This is a genomic window from Amycolatopsis sp. CA-211722 (assembly GCF_056828465.1).
Genome location: NZ_CP184752.1, coordinates 1547031 through 1572945, shown reverse-complemented (window position 1 = coordinate 1572945; position 25915 = coordinate 1547031). Strand labels below are relative to the sequence as shown.

The window sequence follows — 25915 nt, the reverse complement described above, 5'->3', positions numbered from 1 at the left end:
ACTTAGACTGGCTGGGTGTTTTCGCTGGAGCAGCTGGTGAGTTTCGTCGCGGTGGCCGAGGAACTGCACTACGGCCGGGCGGCGGAGCGCCTCTCGATGACCCAGCCGCCGTTGAGCAGGCGGATCCAGCTGCTGGAGCGCGAACTGGGGGTCGAGCTTTTCGACCGGACGCATCGCGCCGTCCGGCTGACCCCCGCCGGACGGGTTTTCCTCGCCGAGGCAAGGAAGATCCTGCGTTCGGCACAGGAAGCGACGCTGTACGCGCGGCGGGCGAAGAAGGGTGAGGCCGGGGTCGTCACGCTCGGGTTCACCGCCACGGCGGCGTACTCGTATCTCGAACGCGTCGTCGCCGTGGCGAACGCCGAGGTGCCCGGCGTCGATCTCGTGCTCCGGGAGATGGCGACGGCGGCGCAGGTGCAGGAGCTGCTGGCGGGCGGCATCGATCTCGGGATGATCCGGCCGCCGGTCACGGGAGACGGCGTCGTGACCCTGCCGTTGTGGCGGGAACCGCTGCTGGCGGCGTTGCCGTCGGCGCATCCGTTGGCCCGGCGGAAGAAGAATCCCGATGTCCGCGACTTCGACGGCGAGCCGTTCATCATGTATTCGCCGTCGGAGGGCCGCTATTTCCACGACCTGCTCGTGGCGGTGTTCCGCGCCGCCCGGGTGCTGCCGGAGTACACGCAATATCCCTGTCAGGTGTCTACGGTGCTCGCGCTGGTGAAGGCGGAACTCGGGATCGCGCTGGTTCCGGCGGCGGCCACCACGCTGCGCTTCGACGGGGTGGTGCTCCGTCCGGTGGCCGGTGCCGAGAACCACCCGGTCGAGCTCGAACTGATGTGGCGGCGGAGCAACGACAATCCGGCGCTGGGCGCGTTGCTCGCCGCCGTCGGCAATCAGGCGCGGCGGACTCGTCAGTCCACTGTGGACTGAGTGGGCCAGGCGTCGCCCCAACCGGCGTCGCGGGCCGCGCGGTAGGCCGTGCCGTGCCGTTTGGTGACGATCGTTTCGGTGAGGCCCGTCCCGGCGCAGAGGGAGAGACCGACCATGCCCTTGCGTTTGGCCGGATGCCGCAGGATGCGGGCTTCGGCGCGTTCCGGTGCCGTGCGTGACGCGACGACGTAGGAGAACTTCTCGTCCTCGAAGCCGAGCGTTCCGGACTTGAGCTGGCGGTGCAGGCCGGTGCGCGGGAGACGCGCGGAGAAATGGCACCAGTCCTTGCCCCGCGGGATCGGGCACGCGTCCTCGTGCGGACAGGGCGCGACCAGGGAGAGCCCGAGCCCGACGAGCTGATCCCGCGCTTCGACGATCCGTTCGTAGCCGGCCGGGGTGCCGGGTTCGATCAGGACGAGCATCCCGGCCTTCGCCGAAAGCCAGCGGACGGCGTCGGCCCGGCGGGCTTCGGGCAGCTCGCCGAGGACATAGGAGAGGGTCACCAGATCGGCCTCCGGCGCGGGCGCGGCCGGGTCGATCAGGCCACGTCGCCAGGTCGAGCCCCGGACGGCTTCGTCCTCGGCGTTCACCGCGAGCCGCCGTCCCAGCGCGATCGCGCCCGGGACCTGCTCGACGACGGTGCTCTCCGCCAGCGACGGCCATACACCGGCCGCCGCCCAGATCGCTGCACCGGTCCCGCCGCCGACGTCGATCTGTGTCCGCGGAGCGAACCCAGGAGCGCGAAGGGCGGCTTCGGCGAGAACGGCGTGTACGGCCGCGTACGTGGCAGGCATCCGGTAGCCCGCGTACGCCGCGATGTCGACCTCGGACGAGAGGATGGGGGCGCTCGCGGGGTTGTTCTCGCGGTAGCGCGTGCTGAGCCGCTCGACGGACTGCGTCAGCCGGTTCTGCGGGTACTTGCCCAGCTCTTCGTCGAGGGCGGAGCGGAGGGTTTCGGGGAGGGATGCCACGGGGGGACATTGTGACATGGGCGCTTGACCTGCGGTTTTCCGGCTGCTCGAATGACCGCGGAAAAAAGTTCGGGGACCGTGTCGAAACCCGGGGTGCCCGATCGACGCGTAGATGTGGCAGGGACGAGCCCCGCCGGGAACGGAGACCTCAGATGCGGTTCATGGTGATTGTCAAGAGCGACGAGAAGTCCGACGTGGCCGGTGCGCAGCCGAGCGCCGAGGAGCTGCAGGAGATGGGGAAGTTCAACGAGGAACTGGTGAAGGCCGGCGTCATGCTCGCGGGTGAAGGCCTGCTCCCCAGCGCCGAGGGTTTCCGCATCCAGTACTCCGGCACCACGGAGGCCAGGGTCGTCGACGGGCCGTTCGCGGAGAGCAAGGAGCTGATCGCGGGTTTCTGGATCCTGCAGGTGAAGGACCGGGCCGAGGTCGTCGAATGGATGAAGCGCGCGCCGTTCCGCGAGGGCGAGATCGAGATCCGCCGGATCGCGGAGCTGGAGGACTTCGACAACGCGACCCCGGAGATCGTCGAGCACGAGCGGAAGCTGCGGGAGCAGGCCGAGGAGAACTAGTGGTTGCGGTCGCCGCGCCGACGATGTTGATTGGTCGGCGTGACGGCAACAGCAGACCCCCGTTCGGCGATCGACGCGGTGTGGCGGATCGAATCGGCCCGCCTCATCGCCGGCCTCGCGCGGATGACGCGCGATGTCGGGCTCGCGGAGGAACTGGCGCAGGACGCGCTGGTCGCCGCGCTCGAACAGTGGCCTGAGTCGGGCGTCCCGAGGAATCCGGGCGCCTGGCTCATGACCACGGCGAAACGTCGCGCCGTCGACACCTTCCGGCGCAACGAGCGGTACGAGAAGAAGCTCGGTGAGATCGGCCGCGACCTGGAGTTCGAGGAGGATCCCGATTTCACCGCGGGGCTCGACGACCGGATCGAGGACGATCTGCTGCGGCTGGTGTTCACCGCGTGTCACCCGGTGCTTTCGACCGAGGCCAGGGTGGCGCTGACGTTGAAGATGATCGGCGGGCTCCAGACGCACGAGATCGCGCGGGCGTTCCTCGCCAAGGAGACCGCCATCGCGCAGCGGATCGTGCGGGCGAAGAAGACCCTCGGCGACGCCAAGGTGCCGTTCGAGGTGCCCGAGGGGCAGGACAGGGTCGCGCGCCTGTCCTCGGTGCTGGAGGTCATCTACCTGATCTTCAACGAGGGCTATTCGGCGACAGCGGGCGAGGACTGGATGCGCCCGGGGCTGTGCGAAGAGGCACTGCGGCTCGGCCGGATCCTGGCCGGGCTGATGCCGAAGGAACCCGAGGTGCACGGGCTCGTCGCGCTGATGGAGATCCAGGCGTCGCGATCCGCCGCGCGCGTCGGGCCGAACGGCGAACCGGTGCTGCTGATGGATCAGGACCGGACGAAATGGAACCGGCTCCTGATCGGCCGCGGTCTCGCCGCGCTGGAACTCGCCGAGTCGCTCGCGGACGGCGCTTTCGGCGTCTACGCGGCGCAGGCCGCCATCGCCGCCTGCCACGCGCGGGCGCGAACCGGCGACGAGACCGACTGGGCGCGTATCGCCGTCCTGTACGAAGGGCTCGGGAAGCTGAATCCGTCGCCGGTGATCGAGCTGAACCGGGCCGTGGCGCTGTCGATGGCCGTCGGGCCGGAGGCGGGGCTCGAAGTCGTCGACAAGCTGTTGTCGGAGCCCGCGCTGAAGTCGTACCACCTGCTGCCGAGTGTGCGCGGCGACTTCCTGGCGAAGCTCGGCCGCCTCGACGAGGCCCGCGTCGAGTTCGAGCGCGCGGCCGAGATGACCTCGAACGACCGCGAGCGCACCCTGCTGCTGAACCGGGCCGCGGAGTGCACCCGCCGCGTTTAGTCCTCTACTTGCGGTAGTTCGTGCCACGAACTACCGCAAGTAGAGGACGAAACGCGTCAGGCGGGGGCGGGGCGCAGGGCGCTCAGCGCGCGGTGCTGGCCCAGCCGGACGGCCTGGACGGAGCAGCCGAGCGCCAGCGCGGTGTCGTCGGCGGAAAGCCCGACGAGCGACCGCAGGACCATGATCTCGCGTTGCTGGCCCGGCAGGCCCGAAAGCGGGTTCGGCAGTTCGGCGGCGGTCCGGTGGAAGTCGTCCACCAGGCCGCGCATGACGTCGTAGGCGAAGGTGAGGAGCGCGGGCGCTCCCGCCGCCCCGGCGATGATCTCGCGGCAGCCGTCCCCCGCGATGGCGTCGGCTATGTCGTAGGTGCCCGAACGGCGGCCGATCCGCGCCCGGCAGTAGCGCACGACCAGGACGCGGACGGCGTCGACGAGCTTCGAGGCTGTCTCCATCCGCCCGCCGGCCTCCTCCGGCCGTCGCGAACCGTCTCCTTGCATCGGCTCCCTCTCCCACCTTTCAGATGAGCACGCCGGCGGGGGAGGGAGGTACGGTCTTTTTGCCGACACGGCGGCTCATGCCTCGATGAAGACGATCCTCTCCGGCTCGATCGTCAGGTTCACGGTCTGCCGCTTCACGCTCACCAAGGTCTCGAATTCCGTGGCGTGCCCGTCCGGGACGGTGAACAGGCGGTCGTTGCGGGAATCGAGGAAGTCGGAGAAGCCGCTCAGCGACACGCCGCCGCTTTCGTCGAGCGCGAGGTAGTCGACGAGCCTGCGGAACAGTTTCGGCAGGATCACCAGTTCGTCGGCCAGTTGCCGCCGCGAAGAGAGCTTGAACCCGGAGTTCGTGACATCGCGAGGCCACAGCCCGAGCCCGTTCTCGCGCGCCTTGACCGCGGCTTCGGCCAAAGCGTCACGCAGGTCGGGGTAAAGCAGCGAATAGAACGTCGGGTAGACGAGCCCGTCCGCGACCTGGCGGTAGTTCGCGGAGTTCTTCAGCGTTTTGACGTCGAGATGGACCTGGGAAAGGTCCGCCGAACGTCCCGGCCGTTGTCCGGGAAAGGCGAACGCGACCGCCCGTCCGTATTTGTCGGCGAATCGCGTCAGTATGTGACCGGCTACCTTGATCGGCGTCGACGAAGTGACCCTTCCCCGTTCGTCGCGTTCGACCGTCTTGAAACCGAGGGCCTTCAGCAGGTTCGCCGCGGCGGCGTCCGCGAACTCCGCGGGCTGATGCCACATCCCGCCGGTTCCCCTGGCCTGGTAATGCGTTTCGAGCGCGTCGATGGCGTCGAGCCGCAACTGCATCCCGCCCCGCGAATTGAGCCGGACCTTCAGGCCCGCCTTTTTGGTCGCCTGGGGATCTTCGGGATAGAACCGTACCGAATCGCCGTCCGGTGAGGCTCCGACAAGCTGGAACGTACCTTTGATCAGCGTCATGGGCATGAGGACAACGGTAGTTCCCATTCCGGTGAACGAACCTGGCGTTCATCCATCCAGCCCAATGGCCGGTAAAGATCGGGTGACCATTGTGGACATTCCCGTATTCGGGGTCACGACGGGATCATGAACCCCAGCACGGTCGCCTGCAGCAACGCGATGGCCCCGACCACGGCGGTCAGCACGACCGACCACAGGAAGGTCTGCCGCAGCAGCGCGCCCTCCTGCCCGGATCGCCCGATCGCGGTGGCGCCGATGGACAGGTTCTGCGGCGAGATCATCTTGCCCATCACGCCGCCGGAGGTGTTGGTGGCGCCGGCGAGGATCGGGTCGACGTGCAGCTGCTGAGCCGAAATCACCTGCATCGGCCCGAAGAGACTGTTCGTCGACGCGTCCGATCCGGTGAGGAAGACGCCCAGCCAGCCGATGTAGGCGGAGAACAACGGGAACAGCACCCCGGTGGTCGTCAGCGCGAGACCGAGTGTCTGTGTCGCACCTGAGTAGTTCATGACGAACGCGATCGCGAGGATCATGAAGATCGTCGCCAGCGCCCAGCGCATCTGGTGCAGTGTGCGCTGGTAGGTAGCCAGCAGGAGCCGCGGTTTCGCGCCCATCAGGAATCCCGCGCCGATCGCCGCGATCAGGGCCACCGTCCCCGGTGAGTAAAGGAAATCGACGGTCAGCGTCGCCGCGTACGGGGTGTCCTTCGGCGTGATCGGCGGCTGCTGGACGACCGCCTTGTGCAGCCCCGGCCACGCGAACACCCAATCCGCCTTGTGCAGCAGCTTCGTCAGGTCCAGCCATTCGGGCAGGTTCTTGAAGATCGTGCCGATCCGGGAAAGGAGGATCGCCGCGATCAGGACGATGTACGGCGCCCACGCGTACATCGCGCCGCGTCCGGCTTTCGTCCCGAGGCGGGCCGGTTCTTCGCCGTCGAAACGCCAAACCGCCGACGGCTGCCAGAACCGCGTCAAGATCCACAGTGACGCCATCGCGGCGAGCGCGGCGACGACGTCGACGAGGCTCGCGCTGATGAAGTTCGAGGTGACGAACTGCATGACGGCGAACGACAGCCCGGCCGTCAGCACGGCGGGCCAGACCTCGATCATCCGTTTCCAGCCCGCGAGGACCACGATCAGGAAACCGGGGACGATCAGCGCCAGCAACGGGAGCTGGCGCCCGACCATGGACGAGAACAGTTCCGTCGCCTGTTCCTGGTGGATCCCGAGGATCGGCGCGGTCAGCCTTCCCAGCACGATCAGTGGATTGCCGAGGCCGCCGAACGCGACCGGCGCGGTGTTCGCCAGCAACGCGAGCACGACCGCCTTCACCGGTGGGAAACCGAGCGCCGCCATCATCGCCGCGGTGATCGCGATCGGCGAGCCGCCGCCCGCGATCCCTTCCAGCAGCGCGCCGAAGCCGAACGCGATCAGCAGGGCCTGGAGGCGGCGGTCCTCGCTGAACCCGGCGAGGACCGCCTTGATGTCGTCGAAGCGTCCCGTCGCGACGGTGACGTTGTGGAAGTACACGGCGTGGAACGCGATCCAGGCCACCGACCACACCCCGAACACGAGACCCATGGCCGCGGAATCGAAGGCGAGCCCGGCGGGCATGCGGTACACCAGGACCGCGACCAGCAGCGCGGTGATCAGCGCCAGCGCCGCCGAGAGCCGCGCCGACCGGCGCAGGACTCCCAGCGTCACCAGCAGCACGATGATCGGCAGCGCCGCCAGCGCGGCGGACGGCCAGAGCCCGCCCGCCGGCCGGTAGTCCTGGATCCAGCCCACGTCAGCCCCTTTGCGCGCGGACGTAACCCAGCCGGAGCGACAGCGCGGCCGCGGTGCCCGCCACCGTCGCGCCCAGTTCGTCGGTCCGGCGGAGCACCCGGCCGGCGGGGCCCGCGACGCTGATCGCGGCGATCGGCCGTCCGGTGTGGTCGCGGACGGCGGCGGCCACGCAGCCCACGTCCGGTTCGTTTTCGACGTCGTCCACGGCCCAGCCACGACGGCTGGTCCTGGCCAGGTCGTCGAGGAGCCGGGCCGGATCGTTGATCGTCTTGAGCGTGAGACTGTCGAGTTTCATCCGGCGGATACGTTCGACGCGGTCCTGTTCGGGCAGCGCCGCCAGCCAGGCTTTGCCCAGCGACGTCGCGTGCTGCGGCCGGCGGGTGCCGAGGCGGCAGGCCAGGGTTACGGCGTTGGCGCTGCGTTCGGTGGCGACGTAGACCATCGTGTCGTTGTCCGGGACGGCGAGATACGTCGTCTCGCCGCTGCGTTCGGCGAGCGACGCGAGATAGCGCGGCGCGCAGCGGTGGAGGTCGGTCGCCGCCATCGCGCGGGCGCCGAGTTCGACCAGCCGCGTACCGAGCCGCACCCGTCCGGTGGCGCGATCGGCTTCGAGGTATTCGAGATTCTTGAGGGTGCCGACGATGCGGTACGCGGCGCTCCGGGAGAGACCTAGTTGCCGGGCGATCGCGTTGGTGGAAATCTCCTGGTTCTGGCCGACGTGCTCGAGAACCGCGAGCCCGCGCTCGAGTGTGCCACTGGAATCCAGGCCCCGTGGTGTGCCCACTTCGCCCCTCCGTTGGACCGGGGTGCCGATGACCGGCACCGGTTTCCGCTAAGCGGATTCGGACGTTAACAGCTCGCCCGACCCTTGGGAAGGTTTCTTAACAAACTGGCGACCGGACAAGTTTTCCCAGTTCGGAGGCTTCTGGTCAAGATCACCGGTTTGGACCAATCCATTGGACGGATCCGAATCGGTGTATGACTTCAAAGGTCATTCTTTTGTTCACGGATATGAACGAACCCCCGCCGGAAAATCGTGGCGGGGGTTCGGCGTGAAGTACGTTTCTAACGCACAGACAGATTCGCGACCGCTCGGACGACGGCGGTGCAGCGGTCTTCGACGTAGGCCAGCCCGGCTTCTTCGGCGATCCGGCGGGACTCGGCGGAGACGATGCCCTGCTGCAACCAGAGTGCCTTCGCGCCGATCGCGACGGCCTGTTCGGCGATCGGCGGGGTGTCCCCGGACGGCCGGAAGACGTCGACGATGTCGACGGGCTCCGGGATGTCGGCGAGCGAGCGGTACACCTTCTCGCCGAGCAGCTCGTCGGCCGAGGGGTGCACGGGGATGATCCGGAACCCGTGCGCCTGCAGTACGGCGGCGACCCCGTGCGACGCCTTGGCCGGATCGCGGCTCAGCCCCACGACGGCGATCGTCTTCGAACCGGCGAGGATTTCGGTGGCGCGATCGGTCATACCGGGTGCAACCACGGTGGGTGCGTGGGAATTCCTGGAGGGCGATCACCGGCAGCCCCGCGCTCCACTCGCCCCACCAGTCACAACGACGGCGCGTGAAGGCCCCCTTCCCTCGGCTCAGCCGAGGAAACGCGACCTTCACACCTTCCACAGGTACAGGGGACTTTCCCCGCATGCGATGCCAGGGCCCCGGCGAAGTCGGGATTCGCTGGTCAAGCCTGGTGGTCGTGTTGCGAAAGCCACTTTCGCAACCTTGAAGGTTGTGAAAGTGGCTTTCGCAACACCCGCGATGGCGGCCGCGACCAGCGGCTCTGCGACTTCGCCGGGACCACACATCCGATGAGGGGAAAGGGCCCTTCGCCGCGGGAGATGCGGGGAAAGTCCCTTTCAGCCCCGGTCGCTAGAGCTTCCAGAGCCGCAGCCCGCGCACCCGGTACACCGGCCAGACGACGTGCCAGGCGCGGCGCCGCAGGAAGACCGCGGAACAGGTGAGGACGCTGCGCGCGGACGTCGTCGCGACGTCGTGGCGATCGGGCCAGATCTCGCCGTGCCGTCCGGCGGCGATCCGGAAGACGTTGACCAGGCCGCGGCCCTGCAGGTCGAACTTCGCGCCGGTGTCCCCGGAATCCGGCGTCAGCGACGCGATCTCCTGGCCGAACGCGGCCGCGGGCGCGGGGCCCGCGTCGGCGGGAAGGTCACCGACGGTCGCCGAGACCGCCTTGCCGTAGAGGCGGCGGGTATAGCGCTGGAGCAGCAGCCGCTCCCACAACGGAAGGACACGACGATGCTTCAGCAGCGCCGAACACTCCGCGTGCCCGATGGCGAAGACGTCGGTCAGCTCGTCGTAGGCGGTGTGCGCGGTGGGCTCGTTGAGGTGCACCCGCACCTCGTAGCGGATACGCGCGGTGAGCTCGTCGAGCTCCTCGCGGCGGTCGATCCTGGCCTTCGCCCGTGAGAGCGTCCAATCGGACATGGGAGCAGGCTAGGTGATGACCGGGGTCCCGCGAGACCCTTTCGGCCTAATCCGTGCGTACCGGCCAGTGGAACGGGCGTCTTGTGCGGGCACCGGCGGCGGGGCAGAGTTCGGCTGTCGGAAGGAGCCCATGGACGCCAGCACGCTGCAGGAGGCCGCGGCCGCGCTGCTCAGCGCGTACGAGACCGGGAAACCGATCGCGCCCCTCATCGAGTCCTATCCCGCCGCGACCCTGGAGGACGCGTACCGCATCCAGCAGCGGCTCGTCCGCCACTGGGCCGAACGCGGCGACGAGGTGCGCGGGCACAAGGTCGGTCTCGCCTCCGCCGCCATGCAGCGGCAGATGGGCGTCGACCAGCCCGACTACGGCCATCTGACCGCCTCGATGTTCCATCTCGAACACCAGCCGATCCCGATCGGCGGCTTCCTGCAGCCGAAGATCGAACCGGAGATCGCGTTCGTGCTCGGTTCGTGGCTGCGCGGCCCCGGTGTCACGGTGGCGGACGCGCTGCGGGCGGTGGACTTCGTCGTACCGGCGCTGGAGATCGTCGATTCCCGTATCCGGGACTGGAAGATCAGCATCGTCGACACGATCGCCGACAACGCGTCCTCGGGCGGGGTCGTCCTCGGCAGCAGGCCGACCGCGATCGGCGACATCGACCTGCGGCTGGTGGGTTGTGTCCTGCACCGGAACGGCGAGCTCGCGGCGACCGGGGCCGGCGGCGCGGTGCTCGGCTCACCGGTGAACGCGCTGGTGTGGCTCGCGAACACGGTCGGGCCGCTCGGTGTCGCGCTCGAACCGGGGCACGTCGTGCTGCCGGGTTCGATGACCCGCGCGATCCCGGTGAGCCCCGGCGACACCGTCGTCGCGACGATGGCGGGGCTCGGCGGTGTCACCGCGAAATTCTCCGGGGAGGAACGGCCGTGAGCCTTGACGTGCGGGAGGCGGCGGAAGCGCTGCTGTCCGGCGAAGAACGCGAACCACTGACCGACGCATGGCCGGATCTGGACGTCGATACCGCTTACGCCATCCAGGACGAGGCACTGCGGCTTCGGCGTGCGCGCGGCGAGACGGTGGTCGGCGTCAAGCTGGGCCTGACCTCGCGGGCGATGCGGCAGCGGATGGGGATCGATGTCCCGTTGCTCGCGTGGCTGACCGACGCGATGGTGTTGCCCGCCGGTGTCCCCGTGCCGTCGCTGATCCACCCGCGTGCGGAGCCAGAGCTGGTCTTCGTGCTGGGTGAACGGCTCGCCGGCCCCGGCGTGACCGCGGCGACCGCGATGGCGGCGGTGAGCCGGGTCCACGGCGGTATCGAGATCGTCGACAGCCGCTACCGCGGCTACCGGGCCAAGCTGCCGGACGTCGTGGCGGACAACGGTTTCTCCGCGTACTTCACGCTGGGGCCGGTCGGCGCCGAACCGTCCACAGTGGATCTCTCGCTGGAGGCGGCGCTGCTGGAGGTCGACGGCGCGATCGTCGACACCGCCACCGGCGCGGCCGTCCAAGGACACCCGGCGGAGGCCCTGGCGCTGGCGGCCAACACCCTCGGCGCGCGAGGGCTCGCGCTGGAGCCGGGCTGGATCGTGCTCACCGGAGGGATGACCGACGCCGTCGACGTGCGCCCGGGTTCACGCGTGGCGGCGCATTTCTCTCATCTGGGCTCGATCACGCTCGCCGGATCCTGACGTCGGCGCGGTCGGCCGTCCGGAGCAGACCGCGCGTCAGCCGGGGCCAGATCGCGCGCGGGAGGTCGTGCCCCATCCCCGGGACGATGTCCACTTCGGACTCTCGCAGCGCGCGGGCCGTCGCCCGGCCGCCGGAAACGTGCACGAGCGGATCCTTCGAGCCGTGCACGACCAGCGCGGGCACCTCGAGCTTCCGCAACGCGCGGAAGCGATCCCGGCTGGAAACGATCGCCGCCAGCTGCCGCGCGGTCCCGCCGGGATTGACGCCGCGATCGAAGGACCGCTCCGCGCGCTCACGCATCCGCGCCTCGTCGAAGGGGTAGCCGGGCGAGCCGATGACGCGGAACGTGCGCACCAGTGCGTCGACGTACTCCTCGCGACCGCGCGGGGGCGCCGTCAGCAGCGCCGCCATCGCCTTGGCGCTCGGCCGCCCGACGAACCGGTTGCCGGTGGTCGACATGATCGACGTCAGCGACCGCACCCGCGACGGGTACTCGATGGCCAGCGTCTGCGCGACCATCCCGCCCATCGACGCGCCCACGACGTGCGCGCTCCCGACGCCGAGCGCGGTCAGCAGACCGGCGGCGTCACCCGCCATGTCCGCCAGGGAGTACGGCGCCGTGCGCAGGGCGTACGCGAGCGGCAGGTTCACCCGGCCGGTCATCCGGCTGGACCGGCCTGCGTCCCGGTTGTCGTAGCGGATGACGTAGAACCCCTCGGCCGCGAGGTTCTCGCAGAGTTCGTCGTCCCACCAGATCATCTGCGACGCCAGGCCCATGATCATCAGCAACGGCCTGCCGTCCGGCGAACCGAACGTCTCGTGGCACAGCTGGACGCCGTTCACTTCGGCGATCTTCTCCGGCATCAGGACAGTGTGCCTACTCGCCGCGGTACGCGCGAGCCTGGATTTCGTAAAGCTCGTGGTAGAGGCCTCCTTCCTCGATGAGTTCGGCGTGCGTGCCCTGCTCGATCAGCCGCCCCTTCTCCAGCACCAGGATCCGGTCCGCGGAACGGATGTTGGCCAGCCGATGGGTCACCAGGATCGTCGTGCGCCTGCCCGCCCCGGAGACACTCGCGTGCCTCAGCCCCGCGAAGACCCTGGCCTCGGCCTTCGCGTCGAGGGCGGCCGTCGGCTCGTCGGCGACCAGGACGGCGGCGTCGCGGTAGATCCCGCGGGCGATGCCCATCCGCTGCCACTGCCCGCCCGAAAGGTCCTGCCCGTCGTCGAACTTCTTGGACAGCACGGTTTTCTCCTTGGCGGGCAAAGCGTCGATCACTTCGTCGGCGCCCGAAGAGGTGATCGCGTCGTGCCACGCGGCGTGCTCCGGATCCTCCCGGCCGAGCCTGCCGACGGTCACGTTGTGCTCCGCGGTCATCGGCCATTCGGCGGGATCCTGGGCGATGACGGCGATATTGGCGTGCACCGACTCGTGATCGGCGCCCGCGAGATCGACGTCGTCCCAGTACACCTTTCCCTCCGAGGGCGGATAAAGCCCGGTGAGCAGCTTGCCCAGCGTGGTCTTGCCCGAACCGTTCTCGCCGACGAGGGCGACCACCTCGCCGCGCCGGATGGTCAGCGAGATCTCGCGCAGCGCGGCGTTCTCCTGGCCGGGGTAGGTGAAACCGACGTTCTCCAGCCGGATCTCCGCCGGATCCGCCGGGGCGGCGACCCCGTCCTTCACCGGGCCGCGTTTCCCGGATTCCACCAGCAGCCGGTGGAAGAAGGCGATGTAGAACGACTCCTCGTACAGGGAGTTCACCGCGTGCATCGTGATGGACAGCGAATTCGACGCCGTCCGCATGGCGAGCGCGGCCGTCCCGGCGAGGGCGAGCTCCATCTGGCCGGTGTAGAGGAGGAAACCGAGCACCAGATACGCGATCGCGGTGCCCACTCCGGCCGCCGCGCGCCCGGTGAGGCGGACCAGGTTGCTGCGATGCGCGAGCCGGACCTCTTCGCGCATCAGGCTTTCGGTGATCCGCCGGTACTCGCCGAGCAACGGCTCCTGGAGAGTGAGGGCGTGCCGTTCGAGCGCGAACTGGCGCCACGTCGCGACCTCCTCGACGATCCCCTTCCGGATGTTGCGGGCGACGGTGTCCAGATAATGCCGGTAGTTCAGCTTCGCGACCTTCGCCGCCGCCCAGCCGTCGGCCACCGCGGCGAGCAGCAGCACCGGCGCGAGCCACGGGTTGAGCAGGCCGGCCGCCACCAGCGCGGCGACCAGCGAGATCAGCGCCGAGGTGAGATCCGCGAGCCAGCGGAGGCTCATCTCGATCGACCGGACGCCATACCGGGCGCCCTGCCTTGCCAGCTCACGGAAATCCGCGTCCTCGAAGGCCAGCAGCCGGACGCGGACCATCGCGGCGGTGACCTCGTCGCCCGCCGACGTCACCACCCGCGGCCGGAGCGCGCCCTCGACCGCCGCCACCGCCGTGTCGAGCAGCGCGCGCAAGGCGTACGTGCCGACGACGACCAGCAGCGCGGGCAGCGATTGCAGCACCTTCTCCGGCGTCGGCCCGTTCTCCAGCAGCGCGAGGAACACGTTCGCCGTGGCCAGCAGGCCGAACGCCGTGACACAGCCGGAAAGGAGATGGACGACGCCGGCCAGCAGGGTCAGGCGCGGCGACGTCCGCCAGGCCAGCCGCAGCACGATGGCCACCGCGGACGGGAGCGTGCGGATGGCCTTGACCATCCCCGCCTGGGCCACGGTCTCGTCGACCGTGGCCCACTCGGGCATCTTGAGGTTCTCGACCCCGATCAGGGGCACGGACGCTTCGGGCACTCCTCCTTCTCTACGCGCACCCACCGACAATTCCGAGAGCCGAAGAGGTGCTCGGCGTCGTACCTTGCTCGCTTGAAGTACGTGAAGGCCCCCTTCATTGCGTCTAGCGCAGTGAAGGGGGCCTTCACGTACTTGGAAAGTGCCTTGTGACTACTGGCGCATGTGGCGCGAACGTGCGGACCTGCCCGCCGACCCTCACAGTCAGTCAGCATCGCTACGCGGAGTACGGGGTGTGTGGAAATAGGGACACTCAACGTCCCTATTTCCACACACCCACGTCTTGGGCTACTCTCTCGCTAGAGCGATCTATCAAATCGCAAAGGGGGCGAACATGGAAGCTCTTCGAACCAGCGGACTCACCGCGCTACGCCTGATCCTGGCCTTCACCCTGCTGACCACCACGCTGCACTACGCGCACAACGTGATCAGGGCGGCCGACTACCCGCAGGTCGAGGGGGTCTCGGTGGGCATGGCCGCCACCTTGGTCGTCGTCGCGTACGTCCTCTTCACCGTCTTCGGCGTGCTCGGCTACCGCGACTACCTGCGCGGACGTTACTGGCGGGCGCTCGCGTTCCTGATGGTCTTCTCGCTGTCCGGCCTCGCGAGCCTCGGTCACTTCCTGGTCGCCGTGCCGCAGATCCCGGCCTTCTGGTTCGCCACGATCTACACCGACCTGGCCGCGGCGTTGCTGCTGTGGGCCTTCGTGACCTGGGCCGCGACGAAGCTCAACCGCGTCCCGGCGGCGGTCAGCTCCCATACGTGATGCGGTGGGGCCCGGCGACCCGGTTGATCTTCGCCGGGTCGATCGCGCCCTCGGTGAAGACGGCGGGCCCCGCCTCGAACAGGTCTTCCAGATAGTGCTCCCAGCCGCCGGGGGAAGAGATCTGCAGAACCCGCGGCGGTTCGGAAAGGCGGCGCAAGGCATGGGGAACTCCGCGCGGTAGCAGGACAAAAGTGCCCTTCGTGGCGATATGACTTTCGTCGTCGAAATCGATCCCGAGTTCGCCTTCCAGGACGTATATGCCTTCGTCCGCCTCGTGGTGCACGTGCCGCGGGATGTCCATGGCGAGGGTGACCTCGAGCAGCGAGAACCTCGTCTCGGTGTCTTCGGTCATCGCCTTGACGCTGAACGAGGGCGGTAGCGGGACCCGGCCAGGGCGGGCTTCGCCGGGTTCGAGCAGGAGAAAACGGTCCTTCGACATGCTATGCTGCCCTTCAATCGGAAACGGACTCCGTTTCCACTTAAACGCGAGGGAGGCGGGTTGTCAACCAAGCCGCGAGCGGACGCGGAGCGCAACCGGGCGAAGGTGGTCGACGCCGCGCGCGCGTTGTTCGCCGAACGCGGGGACGACGTGCAGATGCCGGAGATCGCCCGCGCGGCCGGCGTCGGCGTGGGCACCGTGTACCGCCATTTCCCGGATCGCCAGGCGCTGGTCGAGGCGGCGGCGGAGCACCGGTTCGCGGAGATCGAGCGGTACGCCAGGGCGCACTGTTTCGGTGAGGATTCCGGTCTGGAGCGCTATTTCCGACACGTCGGCGAGGTGCTGGCGGGCGATCGCGGCCTCACCGCCGCCATCGACTCGGCCCGAGGGCGGCCCGGGAGTGAGCCGCGCGGTTCGGCGCGCGAGCGCCTCGAAACGGTGGTCGCCGAGATCATCGCCCACGATCAGGCCGCCGGTCTCCTGCGCTCGGACTGCACGGTCGCCGACGTGTATCTCCTGGTCGGCGCGCTTTCCTCGGTCATTCGCAAGGGTGCCGACTGGGTGCGTTTCCTCGAACTGCTCCGTGACCAACTTTCTACATAACATTGACGCTGATCAGTGCTATGTAGACAATCGGAAGGGTGACGCGGACCACATCGGTGACGTTCGAACGTCATCCCAGCGGCTACCGGCACTGGAACCTGTCCACCGACGGCGCCATCGCGTGGCTCGAACTCGACGTCGACCCCGAGGGCGGCCTCGTCCCGGGTTACGAGCTCAAACTCAACTCGTACGACCTCGGTGTCGACATCGAGCTGTACGACGCCACGCAGCGGCTGCGGTTCGAACATCCTGAAGTCCGCGTGGTCATCGTGACCAGCGCGAAGGACAACGTCTTCTGCGCCGGCGCGAACATCCGCATGCTGGCGTCGTCGTCGCACGAGTGGAAGGTGAACTTCTGCAAGTTCACCAACGAGACCCGCAACGCCATGGAGGACGCCGCCGCGCACTCCGGGCAGATCTACGTCGCGGCGGTCAACGGCACCTGCGCCGGCGGCGGCTACGAGATCGCGCTCGCCTGCGAGAAGATCCTGCTGGTCGACGACAACTCCTCGACCGTCGCGCTGCCGGAGGTGCCGCTCCTCGGCGTCCTGCCCGGCACCGGCGGGCTCACCCGGGTGGTGGACAAACGCGGCGTGCGGCGGGACCTCGCCGACGTCTTCGCCACACGCCCCGACGGAGTGAAAGGGCGGACCGCCGTCGACTGGCGGCTCGTCGACGAACTCGTGCCCCGGCAAGGCTTCCGCGAAGCCGTGCTGACCAGGGCGAAGGAGTTCGCGCGGACGAGCGAGCGGCTCGACGGCGAAGGTGTCGAGCTGAAGCCGCTCAAGCATCGTCATGTCGACATCGCCCGCACCGCGACCGAAGCGACGATCACCGTCAAAGGTCCGGAGGGCGACGACGGCTGGCTGCTGGACGTCACCCGCGAGCTGGACGACGCGATCCTTCGCCTGCGCACCAACGAACCCGAACTCGGCACGTGGGTGCTCCGCACCGAAGGCGATCCGGCGAAGGTCCTCGAACACGAACGCGCCGTGTTCGACGCGAAAGACTGTCTGAGCAACGAAATCGTCCACTACTTCAAGCGCACGCTGAAACGGCTGGACGTCACCAGCCGCAGCCTGATCGCCCTCGTCGAGCCTGGAAGCTGCTACGCCGGGCTTCTGCTGGAACTCGCGCTCGCCGCCGACCGCCAGTACATCTTGGACGGTCCGCCGATCGACGACGAAGACAGTGAAGAACGAGCGGCGATCACGTTGTCCGAAGCCAACTTCGGCCGCTTCCCGATGGGCAACGGCCTGACCCGCCTCGAATCCCGCTTCCACGGGGACCCGGACCACGTCACCAGGCTCGCGGAGGTACGCGGCAAAGCGCTGAGCCCGGCGGAGGCGAACGAACTCGGCCTGGTCACCGACGCCCCGGACGACCTCGACTGGGAGGACGAGATCCGGATCGCGCTGGAAGGACGGGCTTCGCTGAGCCCGGACGCCCTGACCGGCATGGAGGCCAATCACCGGTTCGTCGGCCCCGAGACACTGGAAAGCAAGATCTTCGGCAGGCTCGCCGCCTGGCAGAACTGGATCTTCACTCGTCCGAACGCATCCGGTCCCGAGGGTGCGTTGCGTCGCTACGGTACTGGTCAGAAGGCCGTCTTCGACAGGAAGCGGGTTTGAACAGCGTATGCCCACCAAGATCGATTACGACGCCAAGATCCCCAACAACGTCGACCTCTCCGGTGATCGCCGCCTTCAGCGGGCGCTGGAAGGCTGGCAGCCGAAATTCCTGGACTGGTGGGGCGAAATGGGCCCCGCGCTGCGGACGCACGGGGTCTACCTGCGGACCGCGGTCAGCGTCGGCCGGGACGGCTGGGCGCATTTCGACCACGTCGACGTGCCCGACTACCGGTGGGGGATCTTCCTCGCGGAGCCGGACCCGGACCGGGTGATCGGCTTCGGCGAGCACAAGGGCGAGCCCGCCTGGCAGCAGGTGCCCGGCGAGTACCGCGCCGATCTGCAGCGGCTCATCGTCATCCAGGGCGACACCGAACCCGCGTCGGTCGAGCAGCAGAAGCTGCTGGGCCTCACCGCGCCGAGCCTCTACGACCTGCGGAACCTCTTCCAGGTCAACGTCGAAGAAGGCCGCCATCTGTGGGCGATGGTGTATCTGCTGCACGCCTACTTCGGCCGCGAAGGCCGGGACGAGGCGGAAGGGTTGCTGCTCCGGAACTCCGGAAGCCCGGACGCGCCCCGGATCCTCGGCGCCTTCAACGAGGAGACCGCGGATTGGCTCGCGTTCTACATGTTCACCTATTTCACCGACCGTGATGGCAAATATCAGCTCGGCACGCTCAAGGAAAGCGGCTTCGACCCGCTTTCCCGCACTTGTGAATTCATGCTCAAGGAAGAGGCGCACCACATGTTCGTCGGCACCACCGGGGTCGACAGGGTGGTCACCCGCAGTGCCGAACTGATCCGCGAGCACGACACCTTCGACATCGCCGGGCACGGCGGCATCCCGCTGGACGTGATCCAGCGTTACCTCAACTTCCACTACACCGTCTCGCTCGACCTGTTCGGCGGCGAGACGTCGACCAACGCGGCGAACTACTACACCGCGGGGCTGAAAGGCCGCTGGCAGGAGGCTCGCCGCAAGGACGATCACAAGCTCACCGACGCCGCCGGGTCGCTCTCGCGGCCGAGGGCCGACGGCACCTGGGAGACCGAGGAACTCGCGGCCATCCTGCTGCTGAACCTCGACCTGCGCGAGGAGTACCGCGCCGACTGCCAGACCGGCGTCAACCGCTGGAACAAGATCCTGGACGAGGCGGGCGTCGACTTCCGATTCGTCCTCCCGCACCCTGGATTCAATCGCGAAGTCGGCATAAACTCCGGCCACCATGTGACGCCCGACGGCACCGTTGTCGACGAGCGGACCTGGCTGGCCGGCAAACGCAAGTGGCTGCCCACTCCCGAAGACCTGACCTTCGTCCGATCGCTGATGCACCCGGTGTACGAGCGAGGAAAGATCGCGAGCTGGGTGGCGCCGCCACGCCAGGGCATCAATGGGAAACCGTTCGACTACGAATACGTTTACCTGAGCTGAGCGATTGAGGTGCGCCCGTGACCGCTGCTGCTACCGGGTTCAACGCGGCGAGCTACCTGCTCGACCGGCATCCGGCGGAAGGCCGGGGCGCGAAGGTCGCGGTCGTCTCCCCGAGGCGAAGTCTCACGTATGCGGAGCTGGCGGCCGAAAGCCGCCGGGTGGCGGCGGGGCTGAAGGCGATCGGCGTCCGCCCGGAGGAGCGGGTCCTGTTCTGCATGGCCGACGACGTCGAGCTGCTCACCGGGATCCTCGGCGCGATGCTGGCCGGCGCGGTCGCGGTGCCGGTGTCCACCATGGTCACCGGGCTGGACCTGGGCAAGCTGCTCGCCGATTCGCGGGCCAGGGTGCTGTGTGTTTCCGGGGAGTTCGCCGCGCAGGCGACGGTCGCGCTGGGGCTGGCGCCGGAGGTCACCGACGTCGTGCTGGACAGGGCCAAGGTGGCCGAACCGCCCTCCGGGGTCCGCGCGCACGAGTGGGGCGAGCTGTCCACAGTGGACGACGAAGGTTTCGAACCGGCGCCGACCTGGGAGGATTCGCCCGCGCTCTGGCTGTACACGTCGGGAACGACGGGCAAGCCGAAGGGCGCGATGCATCGGCACGCGAGCATCCGCGCGGTCTGCGAAACGTACGCGCGCGGCGTGCTGGACACCGGGCCGAACGACCGGTTCCTGTCCGTACCGAAGCTGTTCTTCGCTTACGGCTTGGGGAATTCGGCGTTCTTCCCGCTCGCGGCGGGCGGGACGACCCTGCTCGAACCGGCCCGGCCGACCCCCGGGCTGATCGCCGCCAGGGCTCGTGCGGAACGGCCGACGCTGTTCTTCGCCGTCCCGACGTTCTACGCCGCGCTGCTCGCCAGCGACATCCCCGACGACACGTTCTCTTCGGTGCGTCAGGCGGTTTCGGCAGGCGAACCGCTGCCGGCCGTGCTGTTCGAACGGTTCCGCGACCGCTTCGGCGTCGAGATCCTGGACGGGATCGGCTCGACCGAGGCGTTGCACATCTTCCTGTCCAACCGGCCGCGTCAGGTCAGGCCCGGCAGCACCGGGGTGCCGGTGCCGGGCTACGAGATCGCGCTGCGCGACGAACACGGCGAGCCGGTGCCGGACGGGCAGCCCGGTGAACTGTTCGTCGCCGGGCCGTCGATCGCGACGGGGTACTGGGCGCGGTACGAGACGACGAAACACGTCTTCCAGGGTGAGTGGCTGCGGACGGGCGACAGCTTCGTGCGCGACGCCGACGGCGGCTACACCTGCCTGGGGCGTTTCAACGACATGCTGAAACCGGGCGGGATCTGGGTTTCGCCCGCCGAGGTCGAGGACAGGCTGCTTCAACATCCGGCGGTCGCCGAGGTCGCGGTGGTGGCCGCCTTCGACGCGGACGGTATCGAGAAGCCGGTCGCGTGCGTGGTCGGCGTGCCCGGCGGCAGGCTGGACCCGGACGAGCTGATCGAGTTCTGCCGGGCCGGGCTGGCGTCGTTCAAACGGCCGCGGGGCATCGTCGAGCTGGGCGAACTGCCGAAGACGGCGACCGGGAAGATCCGCCGCAACGTCATCCGGGAACTGGTGCGGGACATGTACGAGGTCCGGGCCCCCGCCCCGCCGCATTTGGTCCTCTAAATGCGGGAAGCGGCGGTCGTCCCCACCGCCACCCTCTCGACGCGAGCGCGTTGCGAAAGCCACTTTCGCAACGCTCAAGGTTGCGAAAGTGGCTTTCGCAACCCTTCCCAGCTGACCGGGCCACAGGCGTGCGTCGGCCGGGTGGGTGGGTCGAACACCCGCCCCACGCATTTAGTCCTCTAAATGCGTGGGGCGGTGTCGCCTTCGCACGCCTGGGCACGGACGTTGGATGTCGCGAAAGCCACTTACGGGACACCAGACGTCCCGAAAGTGGCTTTCGCGACACGGCCCGCAGGTGACGTGCACCCGGCGCGTTTAGTCCTCTAAATGCGGTCCTTGCACACGCAAGTACCGCATCCAGAGGACGAAACGCGAGGCGTCAGGCGACGACCTCGTGCAGGCAGAGGACGTTCCCCTCGCTGTCGTTGAACCAGGCGGCGCGTTCCTTGCCGAGGTCGGCGATGTGGCCGACGGTCTTGATGCCGTCCGCCTCGAAGTCCTGGAACCGCACCCCGCGGTCCTCCAGTGTCCGCACCTCGGCGTCGAGGTCGCCGACCTCGAAACTCAGCGCCGTGTTCTCGCTCTGCGTTCCGTCGGGCATCGGGCGCAGGCCGATGGCGCCCGCGCCCGCCTCGAAGTAGACGGTCCCGTCCTCGCCGGTGGAAGTCCGGCGCAGGCCAAGGGAATCCGCGTAGAAGCGGCCGGCGCGTTCGGCGTCGGTCACCGGGAGCATCGTCGTGATGGTCGATTCGGTGAGCATCCCCACAGCGTGCGCCTCATCGAAGCCGCAGGCCAGAGCGGGTTTTTCAGTCGCCGTTGACGGTGCGCAGGGTGCGCATGGCCTCGGCCAGGTCGTGCGCGCCGTCACCGAGCGGAGTCAGGACGATGCGCCGCAGGATCTCCGCGCACGCCTCCCGCGCCTTCCCGGCGACGTCGAGACCGTGGTCGGTGAGGGCCGCGAACGTGACGCGACGATCGTCCGGGCTCGGCACGCGGCAGATCAGGTCCGCGGCGACCAGCCGGTCCGCGACCTTGGTGAACCCGCCGCTCGACAGGGCCGCCTCGACGGCCAGCCGCGTCATCGGCATCCGGTGCTCGGGTGAGCGCACGAGCCGCAGCAGGATGTCGAACGACGCCGGCGCCAGGCCGAACCGTTCGGCGATCTCGCCCATCAGCTTGTTCTGGGTGGCCAGGTAGCCCTCGATCACCAGGCCCCACCACGTGACCACTTCGTCGTCGTTCGGTTCCTCCGCTTTCACCACTGCCACGCGAGCGAGGGTACACCAAGAACTCTTCCTGGAATATATCTTGCGCGCGAGAGGTTATCGGGCTAGCTTGAGTTCACCGGCTCCCAGAGGAGGGGCACCATGTCGATCAAGACTTCGGGCCTGCACCACGTCACCGCCATCGGTGGCGATCCCCAGCGCAACGCGGACTTCTACACCCGGGCACTCGGCCTGCGGCTGGTGAAGACCACCGTGAACTTCGACGACCCCGGCACCTACCACCTCTATTACGGCGACGGATCCGGCAAGCCCGGCTCGCTGATGACGTTCTTCCCGTGGAAGGACGCGCCGAAGGGCCGCCACGGCACCGGCCAGGCGACCACGACGTCGTTCTCCGTGCCCGAGGCCTCGCTCGGCTGGTGGAAGCAGCACCTCGCCGCGAGCGGCGTCGAAACGAGCCGGATCCGGAACTCCGACGGCGAGGAGACGCTCACCTTCGCCGACCCGGACGGCCTGAAGCTCGCGCTCGTCGCGCATCCGCAGGGCGACCCGCGCGACCCGTGGGACACGAAGCTCGTCCCCGCCGAGCACGCGATCCGCGGCCTGCACTCCGTCACGCTGTCGGTGTCCAAAGAGGACGCGACCGCCGGGATGCTGACCGACGGCCTCGGTCTGTCCTTCGAGCACCAGGAGAGCAACCGCCTCCGGTTCTCCGCCGGTGAGGGCGGCCCCGGCGCGCTCGTCGACGTCCTCGTGACCCCCGACGCCCCGCGCGGGCTGGTCGCGGCGGGCACCGTGCACCACGTCGCCTGGCGCGCGCCGGACGAAGAGACCCAGGCCGCCTGGCGCGACGAGCTCATCGACGACGGCGTGAACGTGACGTCCATTTTGGACCGTCAGTACTTCCGCTCGATCTACTTCCGCGAGCCCGGCGGCACCCTGCTCGAGGTCGCGACCGACGAACCCGGCTTCGCGATCGACGAGCCGCTGCTCGAACTCGGCCGCGCGCTGAAGCTCCCGCCGTGGCTGGAGCCCAAGCGTGAGGACATCGAGGCCATGCTGCCGAAGCTGGACCTCCCGAGCGAGAACAACCCGCGATGAGCACCTTGGAGCACAAGTACGTCGAAGGGGCGGACGACGAGCCGGTGCTGCTGCTCCTGCACGGCACCGGCGGCGGCCCGGACGATCTCGTGCCGCTCGCCCGGCAGCTGAGCCCGGGTTCGGCGCTGCTCGCGCCGGCCGGGCCGGTCTCGGAACACGGTGCGGCGCGGTGGTTCCGCAGGCTGGCGGAAGGCGTCTTCGACCACGAGGACGTGGTCTTCCGCGCGAACCAGCTGGCCGATTTCGTGGTCGCCTCGCGCGAGGAGTACGGCCTCGGTGGCAGGCGGCTGGTCGCCATCGGGTTCTCCAACGGCGCCAACATCGCCGCCGCGGTGACCTTGCTCCGCCCGGACGCCGTCAAGGAGGCCGCGCTGTTCGCGGCGATGTCGCCGCTCCCGGAGCCGCCGCGGAACGACCTGTCCGGGAAGCGGGTCTTCCTGTCGAACGGCGGGCAAGATCCGATGGCTCCGCTGCCTTCGGCGGAGACGCTCGTCCGTGACCTGCGCGAACGCGGCGCGGACGTGGTCGCCCACCGGCATCCCGGCGGGCATCAGGTGACCGGCGACGGTTTGGTGGCGGCGGCGGGGTGGCTGAACCCGTAACCGGGAGAGCAAAGCACGCGAACGTAAAATCGTCCGATGACTAACGGGGACCTCGTCCGCGCCCAGGCCCTGCTCGACAGGGTCCTCCTCGCGGACGGGCACAACGATCTGCCATGGGAGCTGCGGGTCACGACCGGGCCGGACCCGGTCGGGGCCGTGGCCGGCACGGATCTCACGGTCCGTCAGCCGCATCTGCACACCGACTTCCCGAAGCTCGCCGAAGGCAGGCTCGGGATGCAGTTCTGGTCCGTCTACGTGCCGTGCCAGTTCGAGGGGCACAGCGCGGTGACGGCGGTGCTCGAACAGATCGAGATCGTGCACCAGATGGCCGAGCGCTACCCCGATCGCCTGGCCCTCGTGGACACCGCCGACGAGGCGGAAGCCGCTTTCCGCGACGGCAAGATCGCGTCGCTGCTGGGCGCCGAGGGCGGCCACAGCATCGCCGAATCCCTTGGCGTGCTGAGGATCCTGCGCCGCCTCGGCGTCCGCTACATGACACTGACGCACAACTACAACACCACCTGGGCCGACTCCGGGACCGACGAACCCGAGCACGGCGGGCTCACCGAGTTCGGCCGCGACGTCGTCCGCGAGATGAACAAGATCGGCATGCTGGTCGACCTCTCGCATGTCGCGCCGAGCACCATGCGCGCCGCGCTGGAGGTCAGTTCCGCGCCGGTGATCTTCAGCCACTCGTCCTGCACCGCGGTCAACGACCATCCCCGCAACATCCCCGACGACGTGCTGGAAACGCTGGCGGCCAAGGACGGCGTCGCGATGGTGACGTTCGTGCCGGGCTTCATCTCGCCGAAGGTCGCGGAGTGGGACGACCAGCTGCGCCTGGACATGGAAGCCGCGGGCAAGGATTACCGCAACATCGACCAGCGCACGAAGTTCACCGCAGAGCGAGGCGGCCCCGAGAAGCCGAAGGCGGGTATCGACGACGTCGTCGCGCACATCGAGCACGCGCGCGAAGTGGCCGGAGTCGACCACATCGGACTCGGCGGCGACTACGACGGAGTCGCGACGCTGCCCGAAGGCCTCGAAGACGTTTCGAAGTACCCGGTGCTCTTCGCGGCCCTGCTGGAGCGCGGCTGGAGCGAAGAGGACTGCGCGAAACTGGCCGGGAAGAACACCTTGCGCGTGCTCCGCGCGGCGGACGAGGTCACCCGTTCGGACGCTTGAGAGCGCGATCAAGCCCGCTTCGGCGGACACTGTCCAGCATGACGCAGCCGGAGGAGGGCGCCGCCCAGGTTCCCGTCAAGCCGTCCGACACCGCGGGCGGCGCACGCCACAGCGGTAAATTCGAAGCCGGTCCGAAGCTCAAACGCACGCGGGTGAGCGGCACCTGGATCGCCGTCATCGTGGCGTTGATCGTGCTGGTGTTCCTGCTCGTGTTCATCCTGCAGAACCAGGACCCGGCCACCGTGCACTTCCTGGGCATGTCCGGCAGCATGCCGCTGGCGGTCGCGATGCTGTTCTCCGTGATCGCCGGTGGCGCGCTGGTCGCGCTCGTCGGCGGCGCCCGGATCCTGCAGTTGCGCAAGCAGGCCAAGAAGTCGCGGCATCAGCTGCGCTGAAGCACCCCGCGCCGGAACTCGCTGGGGTTGACGCCCCGCACGCGTTTGAACGCCGCGCTGAACCCGAACGCGTCGGAGTAGCCGACGGTGCGGGCGATGTCCGAGATGGTCGCGGACTCCTCGCCGGTCAGCAGATCCGCCGCGAGCGTCATCCGCCAGCGGGTGAGGTAGGTCAGCGGCGGTTCGCCGACCAGGTCGGCGAACCGCTTGGCCAGCGTCGACCGCGAAACCCCGGCACGGGTGGCCAGCGTGCCGACGGTCCACGGTGCCGCCGGTTCCGCGTGCAGCAGGCGCAGCGCGTCCCCGACCACCGGGTCCCGCTGCGCGGCCCACCACGCCGGGGGTTCGCCGCCCGGCCGGTCGAACCACTCGCGCAGGGAACAGACCAGCATCCAGTCCAGCAGCCGGTCGAGCACCACCTGCTGCCCCGGCGCGTCGATGGCGACCTCGGCGGCGAGGTGCTCCAGCACGGGGTCACCCGCGCCGCCGGCGTCCACGCGCAGCACCACGGGCAGCGCGTCCAGCAGCGGTCGGCCGATCTCGCCGCGCACCGGATACGCGCCGACGATCAAGGTCGTCTCGCCGCCGGGGTCGTCGACCCAGCCGAGCCGGTGCCGCGTGCCGCCCTGATCAGGTGTCGCGCAGTGCTCGCCGCACGCGATCGGTTCGGCCAGGGTGCCGACCTCATCGACGAAGGTGAACGTCGCCGGGCCGCGCACGATGACCGACTCGCCCGCGCGAAGCGGCTCGGGCGGGCCGTCCTCGGGGACGATCCAGCCCGCGCCGGTGAGCACGGCGCAGAGGGTCAGCGGCGCGCCGTCCACGAAACGCAGGTTCCATGGCGCGGACAGCGTCGAACTGCCGAACAACGACCCGTGGGAGCGCACCCCGCGGATCAGGTCACTGAACACGTCCACTTCACCGAGGCTAAACGAGTCGCGGGGGACGGCGGCGCGTTGCGAGCGCCCGCGCGGTTCCGTGCCGTCGTGCGTGGGGTGAAGGCTCCCTTCGT

At 68.8% G+C, this 25915-nt stretch carries 27 protein-coding genes; 14 read left to right on the top strand and 13 right to left on the bottom strand.

What is annotated here, in order from left to right; genetic code table 11:
- Nucleotides 1–15 precede the first annotated feature (15 nt).
- Nucleotides 16–930, top strand: a complete 915-nt coding sequence (locus ACOCEP_RS07750) for a LysR family transcriptional regulator (RefSeq protein WP_482336563.1) — start codon at nt 16–18, stop codon at nt 928–930.
- On the opposite strand, the gene ACOCEP_RS07745 is transcribed toward ACOCEP_RS07750, so the two are convergent.
- The gene (locus ACOCEP_RS07745) at nt 912–1901 is read right to left on the bottom strand and encodes a small ribosomal subunit Rsm22 family protein (protein ID WP_482336561.1); all 990 of its coding nucleotides are present in this window, start codon (nt 1899–1901) and stop codon (nt 912–914) included. The genes ACOCEP_RS07750 and ACOCEP_RS07745 overlap by 19 nt on opposite strands.
- 152 nt (nt 1902–2053) lie before the next feature.
- Here ACOCEP_RS07745 and ACOCEP_RS07740 point away from each other — a divergent pair, with 152 nt between their 5' ends.
- Nucleotides 2054–2470, top strand: a complete 417-nt coding sequence (locus ACOCEP_RS07740; protein WP_457959514.1) for a YciI family protein — start codon at nt 2054–2056, stop codon at nt 2468–2470.
- A gap of 30 nt (nt 2471–2500) precedes the next feature.
- A complete protein-coding gene (locus tag ACOCEP_RS07735) occupies nt 2501–3775 on the top strand; it encodes an RNA polymerase sigma factor (protein WP_482336560.1) in 1275 nt (424 codons plus the stop codon).
- 56 nt (nt 3776–3831) lie between these two features.
- Here the strand turns inward: ACOCEP_RS07735 and ACOCEP_RS07730 are convergent, their stop codons facing one another.
- The 6 genes from ACOCEP_RS07730 to ACOCEP_RS07705 all read right to left on the bottom strand — a co-directional run bounded on the left by ACOCEP_RS07730 (nt 3832) and on the right by ACOCEP_RS07705 (nt 9447).
- Nucleotides 3832–4227 (bottom strand): sigma factor-like helix-turn-helix DNA-binding protein, encoded by a 396-nt coding sequence (locus tag ACOCEP_RS07730; RefSeq protein ID WP_482336559.1) that lies wholly within the window; start codon nt 4225–4227, stop codon nt 3832–3834.
- A 120-nt stretch (nt 4228–4347) separates the two neighbouring features.
- Nucleotides 4348–5220 carry a nuclease gene (locus tag ACOCEP_RS07725; protein WP_482336557.1) on the bottom strand — a complete coding sequence of 291 codons (873 nt, stop codon included), beginning with the start codon at nt 5218–5220 and terminating at the stop codon, nt 4348–4350.
- 107 nt (nt 5221–5327) lie between these two features.
- The gene (locus ACOCEP_RS07720; protein ID WP_482336556.1) at nt 5328–7001 is read right to left on the bottom strand and encodes an L-lactate permease; all 1674 of its coding nucleotides are present in this window, start codon (nt 6999–7001) and stop codon (nt 5328–5330) included.
- Nucleotide 7002: 1 nt separating this feature from the next.
- Nucleotides 7003–7785, bottom strand: a complete 783-nt coding sequence (locus tag ACOCEP_RS07715; RefSeq protein WP_482336555.1) for an IclR family transcriptional regulator — start codon at nt 7783–7785, stop codon at nt 7003–7005.
- 281 nt (nt 7786–8066) lie between these two features.
- Nucleotides 8067–8474 (bottom strand): CoA-binding protein, encoded by a 408-nt coding sequence (locus ACOCEP_RS07710; protein WP_482336554.1) that lies wholly within the window; start codon nt 8472–8474, stop codon nt 8067–8069.
- Between the two features lie 400 nt (nt 8475–8874).
- The gene (locus ACOCEP_RS07705) at nt 8875–9447 is read right to left on the bottom strand and encodes a hypothetical protein (RefSeq protein ID WP_482336553.1); all 573 of its coding nucleotides are present in this window, start codon (nt 9445–9447) and stop codon (nt 8875–8877) included.
- Nucleotides 9448–9577: 130 nt separating this feature from the next.
- On the opposite strand from ACOCEP_RS07705, the gene ACOCEP_RS07700 reads away from it, so the two are divergent.
- On the top strand, nt 9578–10375 hold the full coding sequence (locus tag ACOCEP_RS07700; RefSeq protein ID WP_482336552.1) for a 2-keto-4-pentenoate hydratase: 798 nt from the start codon (nt 9578–9580) through the stop codon (nt 10373–10375).
- Nucleotides 10372–11133: a 2-keto-4-pentenoate hydratase gene (locus ACOCEP_RS07695; protein ID WP_482336551.1), complete on the top strand. Its 762-nt coding sequence runs from the start codon at nt 10372–10374 to the stop codon at nt 11131–11133. Before ACOCEP_RS07700 ends, ACOCEP_RS07695 begins: the two co-directional genes overlap by 4 nt.
- Here the strand turns inward: ACOCEP_RS07695 and ACOCEP_RS07690 are convergent.
- Together ACOCEP_RS07690 and ACOCEP_RS07685 are read right to left on the bottom strand one after the other, a co-directional pair.
- Nucleotides 11114–11998, bottom strand: coding sequence for an alpha/beta fold hydrolase (locus tag ACOCEP_RS07690; protein WP_482336549.1), 885 nt, complete (start codon nt 11996–11998; stop codon nt 11114–11116). The two genes, ACOCEP_RS07695 and ACOCEP_RS07690, sit on opposite strands and share 20 nt — an antisense overlap.
- 13 nt (nt 11999–12011) lie before the next feature.
- Nucleotides 12012–13913: an ABC transporter ATP-binding protein gene (locus ACOCEP_RS07685; RefSeq protein WP_482336548.1), complete on the bottom strand. Its 1902-nt coding sequence runs from the start codon at nt 13911–13913 to the stop codon at nt 12012–12014.
- A gap of 331 nt (nt 13914–14244) precedes the next feature.
- Here ACOCEP_RS07685 and ACOCEP_RS07680 point away from each other — a divergent pair, with 331 nt between their 5' ends.
- Nucleotides 14245–14676 (top strand): hypothetical protein, encoded by a 432-nt coding sequence (locus tag ACOCEP_RS07680; RefSeq protein ID WP_482336546.1) that lies wholly within the window; start codon nt 14245–14247, stop codon nt 14674–14676.
- On the opposite strand, the gene ACOCEP_RS07675 is transcribed toward ACOCEP_RS07680, so the two are convergent.
- Nucleotides 14660–15115, bottom strand: a complete 456-nt coding sequence (locus ACOCEP_RS07675; RefSeq protein ID WP_482336545.1) for a cupin domain-containing protein — start codon at nt 15113–15115, stop codon at nt 14660–14662. The genes ACOCEP_RS07680 and ACOCEP_RS07675 overlap by 17 nt on opposite strands.
- Nucleotides 15116–15175: 60 nt before the next feature.
- On the opposite strand from ACOCEP_RS07675, the gene ACOCEP_RS07670 reads away from it, so the two are divergent.
- Genes ACOCEP_RS07670 through ACOCEP_RS07655 form a run of 4 tightly spaced genes read left to right on the top strand, consistent with a single transcriptional unit; the run spans nt 15176 to nt 20394 of the window.
- On the top strand, nt 15176–15718 hold the full coding sequence (locus tag ACOCEP_RS07670; RefSeq protein ID WP_482336543.1) for a TetR/AcrR family transcriptional regulator: 543 nt from the start codon (nt 15176–15178) through the stop codon (nt 15716–15718).
- Between the two features lie 38 nt (nt 15719–15756).
- The gene (boxC, locus tag ACOCEP_RS07665) at nt 15757–17349 is read left to right on the top strand and encodes a 2,3-epoxybenzoyl-CoA dihydrolase (RefSeq protein WP_482336541.1); all 1593 of its coding nucleotides are present in this window, start codon (nt 15757–15759) and stop codon (nt 17347–17349) included.
- Between the two features lie 7 nt (nt 17350–17356).
- On the top strand, nt 17357–18778 hold the full coding sequence (gene boxB / locus ACOCEP_RS07660) for a benzoyl-CoA 2,3-epoxidase subunit BoxB (protein ID WP_482336540.1): 1422 nt from the start codon (nt 17357–17359) through the stop codon (nt 18776–18778).
- Between the two features lie 17 nt (nt 18779–18795).
- A complete protein-coding gene (locus ACOCEP_RS07655) occupies nt 18796–20394 on the top strand; it encodes a benzoate-CoA ligase family protein (RefSeq protein WP_482336538.1) in 1599 nt (532 codons plus the stop codon).
- A gap of 379 nt (nt 20395–20773) precedes the next feature.
- Here the strand turns inward: ACOCEP_RS07655 and ACOCEP_RS07650 are convergent, their stop codons facing one another.
- Together ACOCEP_RS07650 and ACOCEP_RS07645 are read right to left on the bottom strand one after the other, a co-directional pair.
- On the bottom strand, nt 20774–21154 hold the full coding sequence (locus ACOCEP_RS07650) for a VOC family protein (protein ID WP_073845414.1): 381 nt from the start codon (nt 21152–21154) through the stop codon (nt 20774–20776).
- 46 nt (nt 21155–21200) lie between these two features.
- Nucleotides 21201–21662: a MarR family winged helix-turn-helix transcriptional regulator gene (locus tag ACOCEP_RS07645; RefSeq protein WP_482336537.1), complete on the bottom strand. Its 462-nt coding sequence runs from the start codon at nt 21660–21662 to the stop codon at nt 21201–21203.
- A 99-nt stretch (nt 21663–21761) separates the two neighbouring features.
- On the opposite strand from ACOCEP_RS07645, the gene ACOCEP_RS07640 reads away from it, so the two are divergent.
- The 4 genes from ACOCEP_RS07640 to ACOCEP_RS07625 are packed head-to-tail and all read left to right on the top strand — an operon-like array spanning nt 21762 to nt 24903.
- Nucleotides 21762–22721, top strand: coding sequence for a ring-cleaving dioxygenase (locus tag ACOCEP_RS07640; RefSeq protein WP_482336535.1), 960 nt, complete (start codon nt 21762–21764; stop codon nt 22719–22721).
- Complete coding sequence (locus ACOCEP_RS07635) at nt 22718–23323, top strand: alpha/beta hydrolase (protein ID WP_482336534.1); 606 nt, start codon at nt 22718–22720, stop codon at nt 23321–23323. The genes ACOCEP_RS07640 and ACOCEP_RS07635 overlap by 4 nt, the downstream gene beginning before the upstream one ends.
- Nucleotides 23324–23359: 36 nt before the next feature.
- On the top strand, nt 23360–24508 hold the full coding sequence (locus ACOCEP_RS07630; protein ID WP_482336533.1) for a dipeptidase: 1149 nt from the start codon (nt 23360–23362) through the stop codon (nt 24506–24508).
- A gap of 38 nt (nt 24509–24546) precedes the next feature.
- Complete coding sequence (locus ACOCEP_RS07625) at nt 24547–24903, top strand: LapA family protein (RefSeq protein WP_482336532.1); 357 nt, start codon at nt 24547–24549, stop codon at nt 24901–24903.
- Here the strand turns inward: ACOCEP_RS07625 and ACOCEP_RS07620 are convergent.
- Nucleotides 24891–25820, bottom strand: a complete 930-nt coding sequence (locus ACOCEP_RS07620; RefSeq protein ID WP_482336530.1) for an AraC family transcriptional regulator — start codon at nt 25818–25820, stop codon at nt 24891–24893. The two genes, ACOCEP_RS07625 and ACOCEP_RS07620, sit on opposite strands and share 13 nt — an antisense overlap.
- Between the last annotated feature and the right edge of the window lie 95 nt (nt 25821–25915).

Coding starts and splice junctions, on each gene's coding strand:
- ACOCEP_RS07740 (WP_457959514.1), top strand. CDS start 2,054: ATGCGGTTCATGGTGATTGTCAAGAGCGACGAGAAGTCCGACGTGGCC.
- ACOCEP_RS07730 (WP_482336559.1), bottom strand. CDS start 4,227: ATGGAGACAGCCTCGAAGCTCGTCGACGCCGTCCGCGTCCTGGTCGTG.
- ACOCEP_RS07725 (WP_482336557.1), bottom strand. CDS start 5,220: ATGCCCATGACGCTGATCAAAGGTACGTTCCAGCTTGTCGGAGCCTCA.
- ACOCEP_RS07710 (WP_482336554.1), bottom strand. CDS start 8,474: ATGACCGATCGCGCCACCGAAATCCTCGCCGGTTCGAAGACGATCGCC.
- ACOCEP_RS07705 (WP_482336553.1), bottom strand. CDS start 9,447: ATGTCCGATTGGACGCTCTCACGGGCGAAGGCCAGGATCGACCGCCGC.
- ACOCEP_RS07700 (WP_482336552.1), top strand. CDS start 9,578: ATGGACGCCAGCACGCTGCAGGAGGCCGCGGCCGCGCTGCTCAGCGCG.
- ACOCEP_RS07690 (WP_482336549.1), bottom strand. CDS start 11,998: ATGCCGGAGAAGATCGCCGAAGTGAACGGCGTCCAGCTGTGCCACGAG.
- ACOCEP_RS07680 (WP_482336546.1), top strand. CDS start 14,245: ATGGAAGCTCTTCGAACCAGCGGACTCACCGCGCTACGCCTGATCCTG.
- ACOCEP_RS07675 (WP_482336545.1), bottom strand. CDS start 15,115: ATGTCGAAGGACCGTTTTCTCCTGCTCGAACCCGGCGAAGCCCGCCCT.
- boxB (WP_482336540.1), top strand. CDS start 17,357: ATGCCCACCAAGATCGATTACGACGCCAAGATCCCCAACAACGTCGAC.
- ACOCEP_RS07650 (WP_073845414.1), bottom strand. CDS start 21,154: ATGCTCACCGAATCGACCATCACGACGATGCTCCCGGTGACCGACGCC.
- ACOCEP_RS07640 (WP_482336535.1), top strand. CDS start 21,762: ATGTCGATCAAGACTTCGGGCCTGCACCACGTCACCGCCATCGGTGGC.
- ACOCEP_RS07635 (WP_482336534.1), top strand. CDS start 22,718: ATGAGCACCTTGGAGCACAAGTACGTCGAAGGGGCGGACGACGAGCCG.
- ACOCEP_RS07630 (WP_482336533.1), top strand. CDS start 23,360: ATGACTAACGGGGACCTCGTCCGCGCCCAGGCCCTGCTCGACAGGGTC.
- ACOCEP_RS07625 (WP_482336532.1), top strand. CDS start 24,547: ATGACGCAGCCGGAGGAGGGCGCCGCCCAGGTTCCCGTCAAGCCGTCC.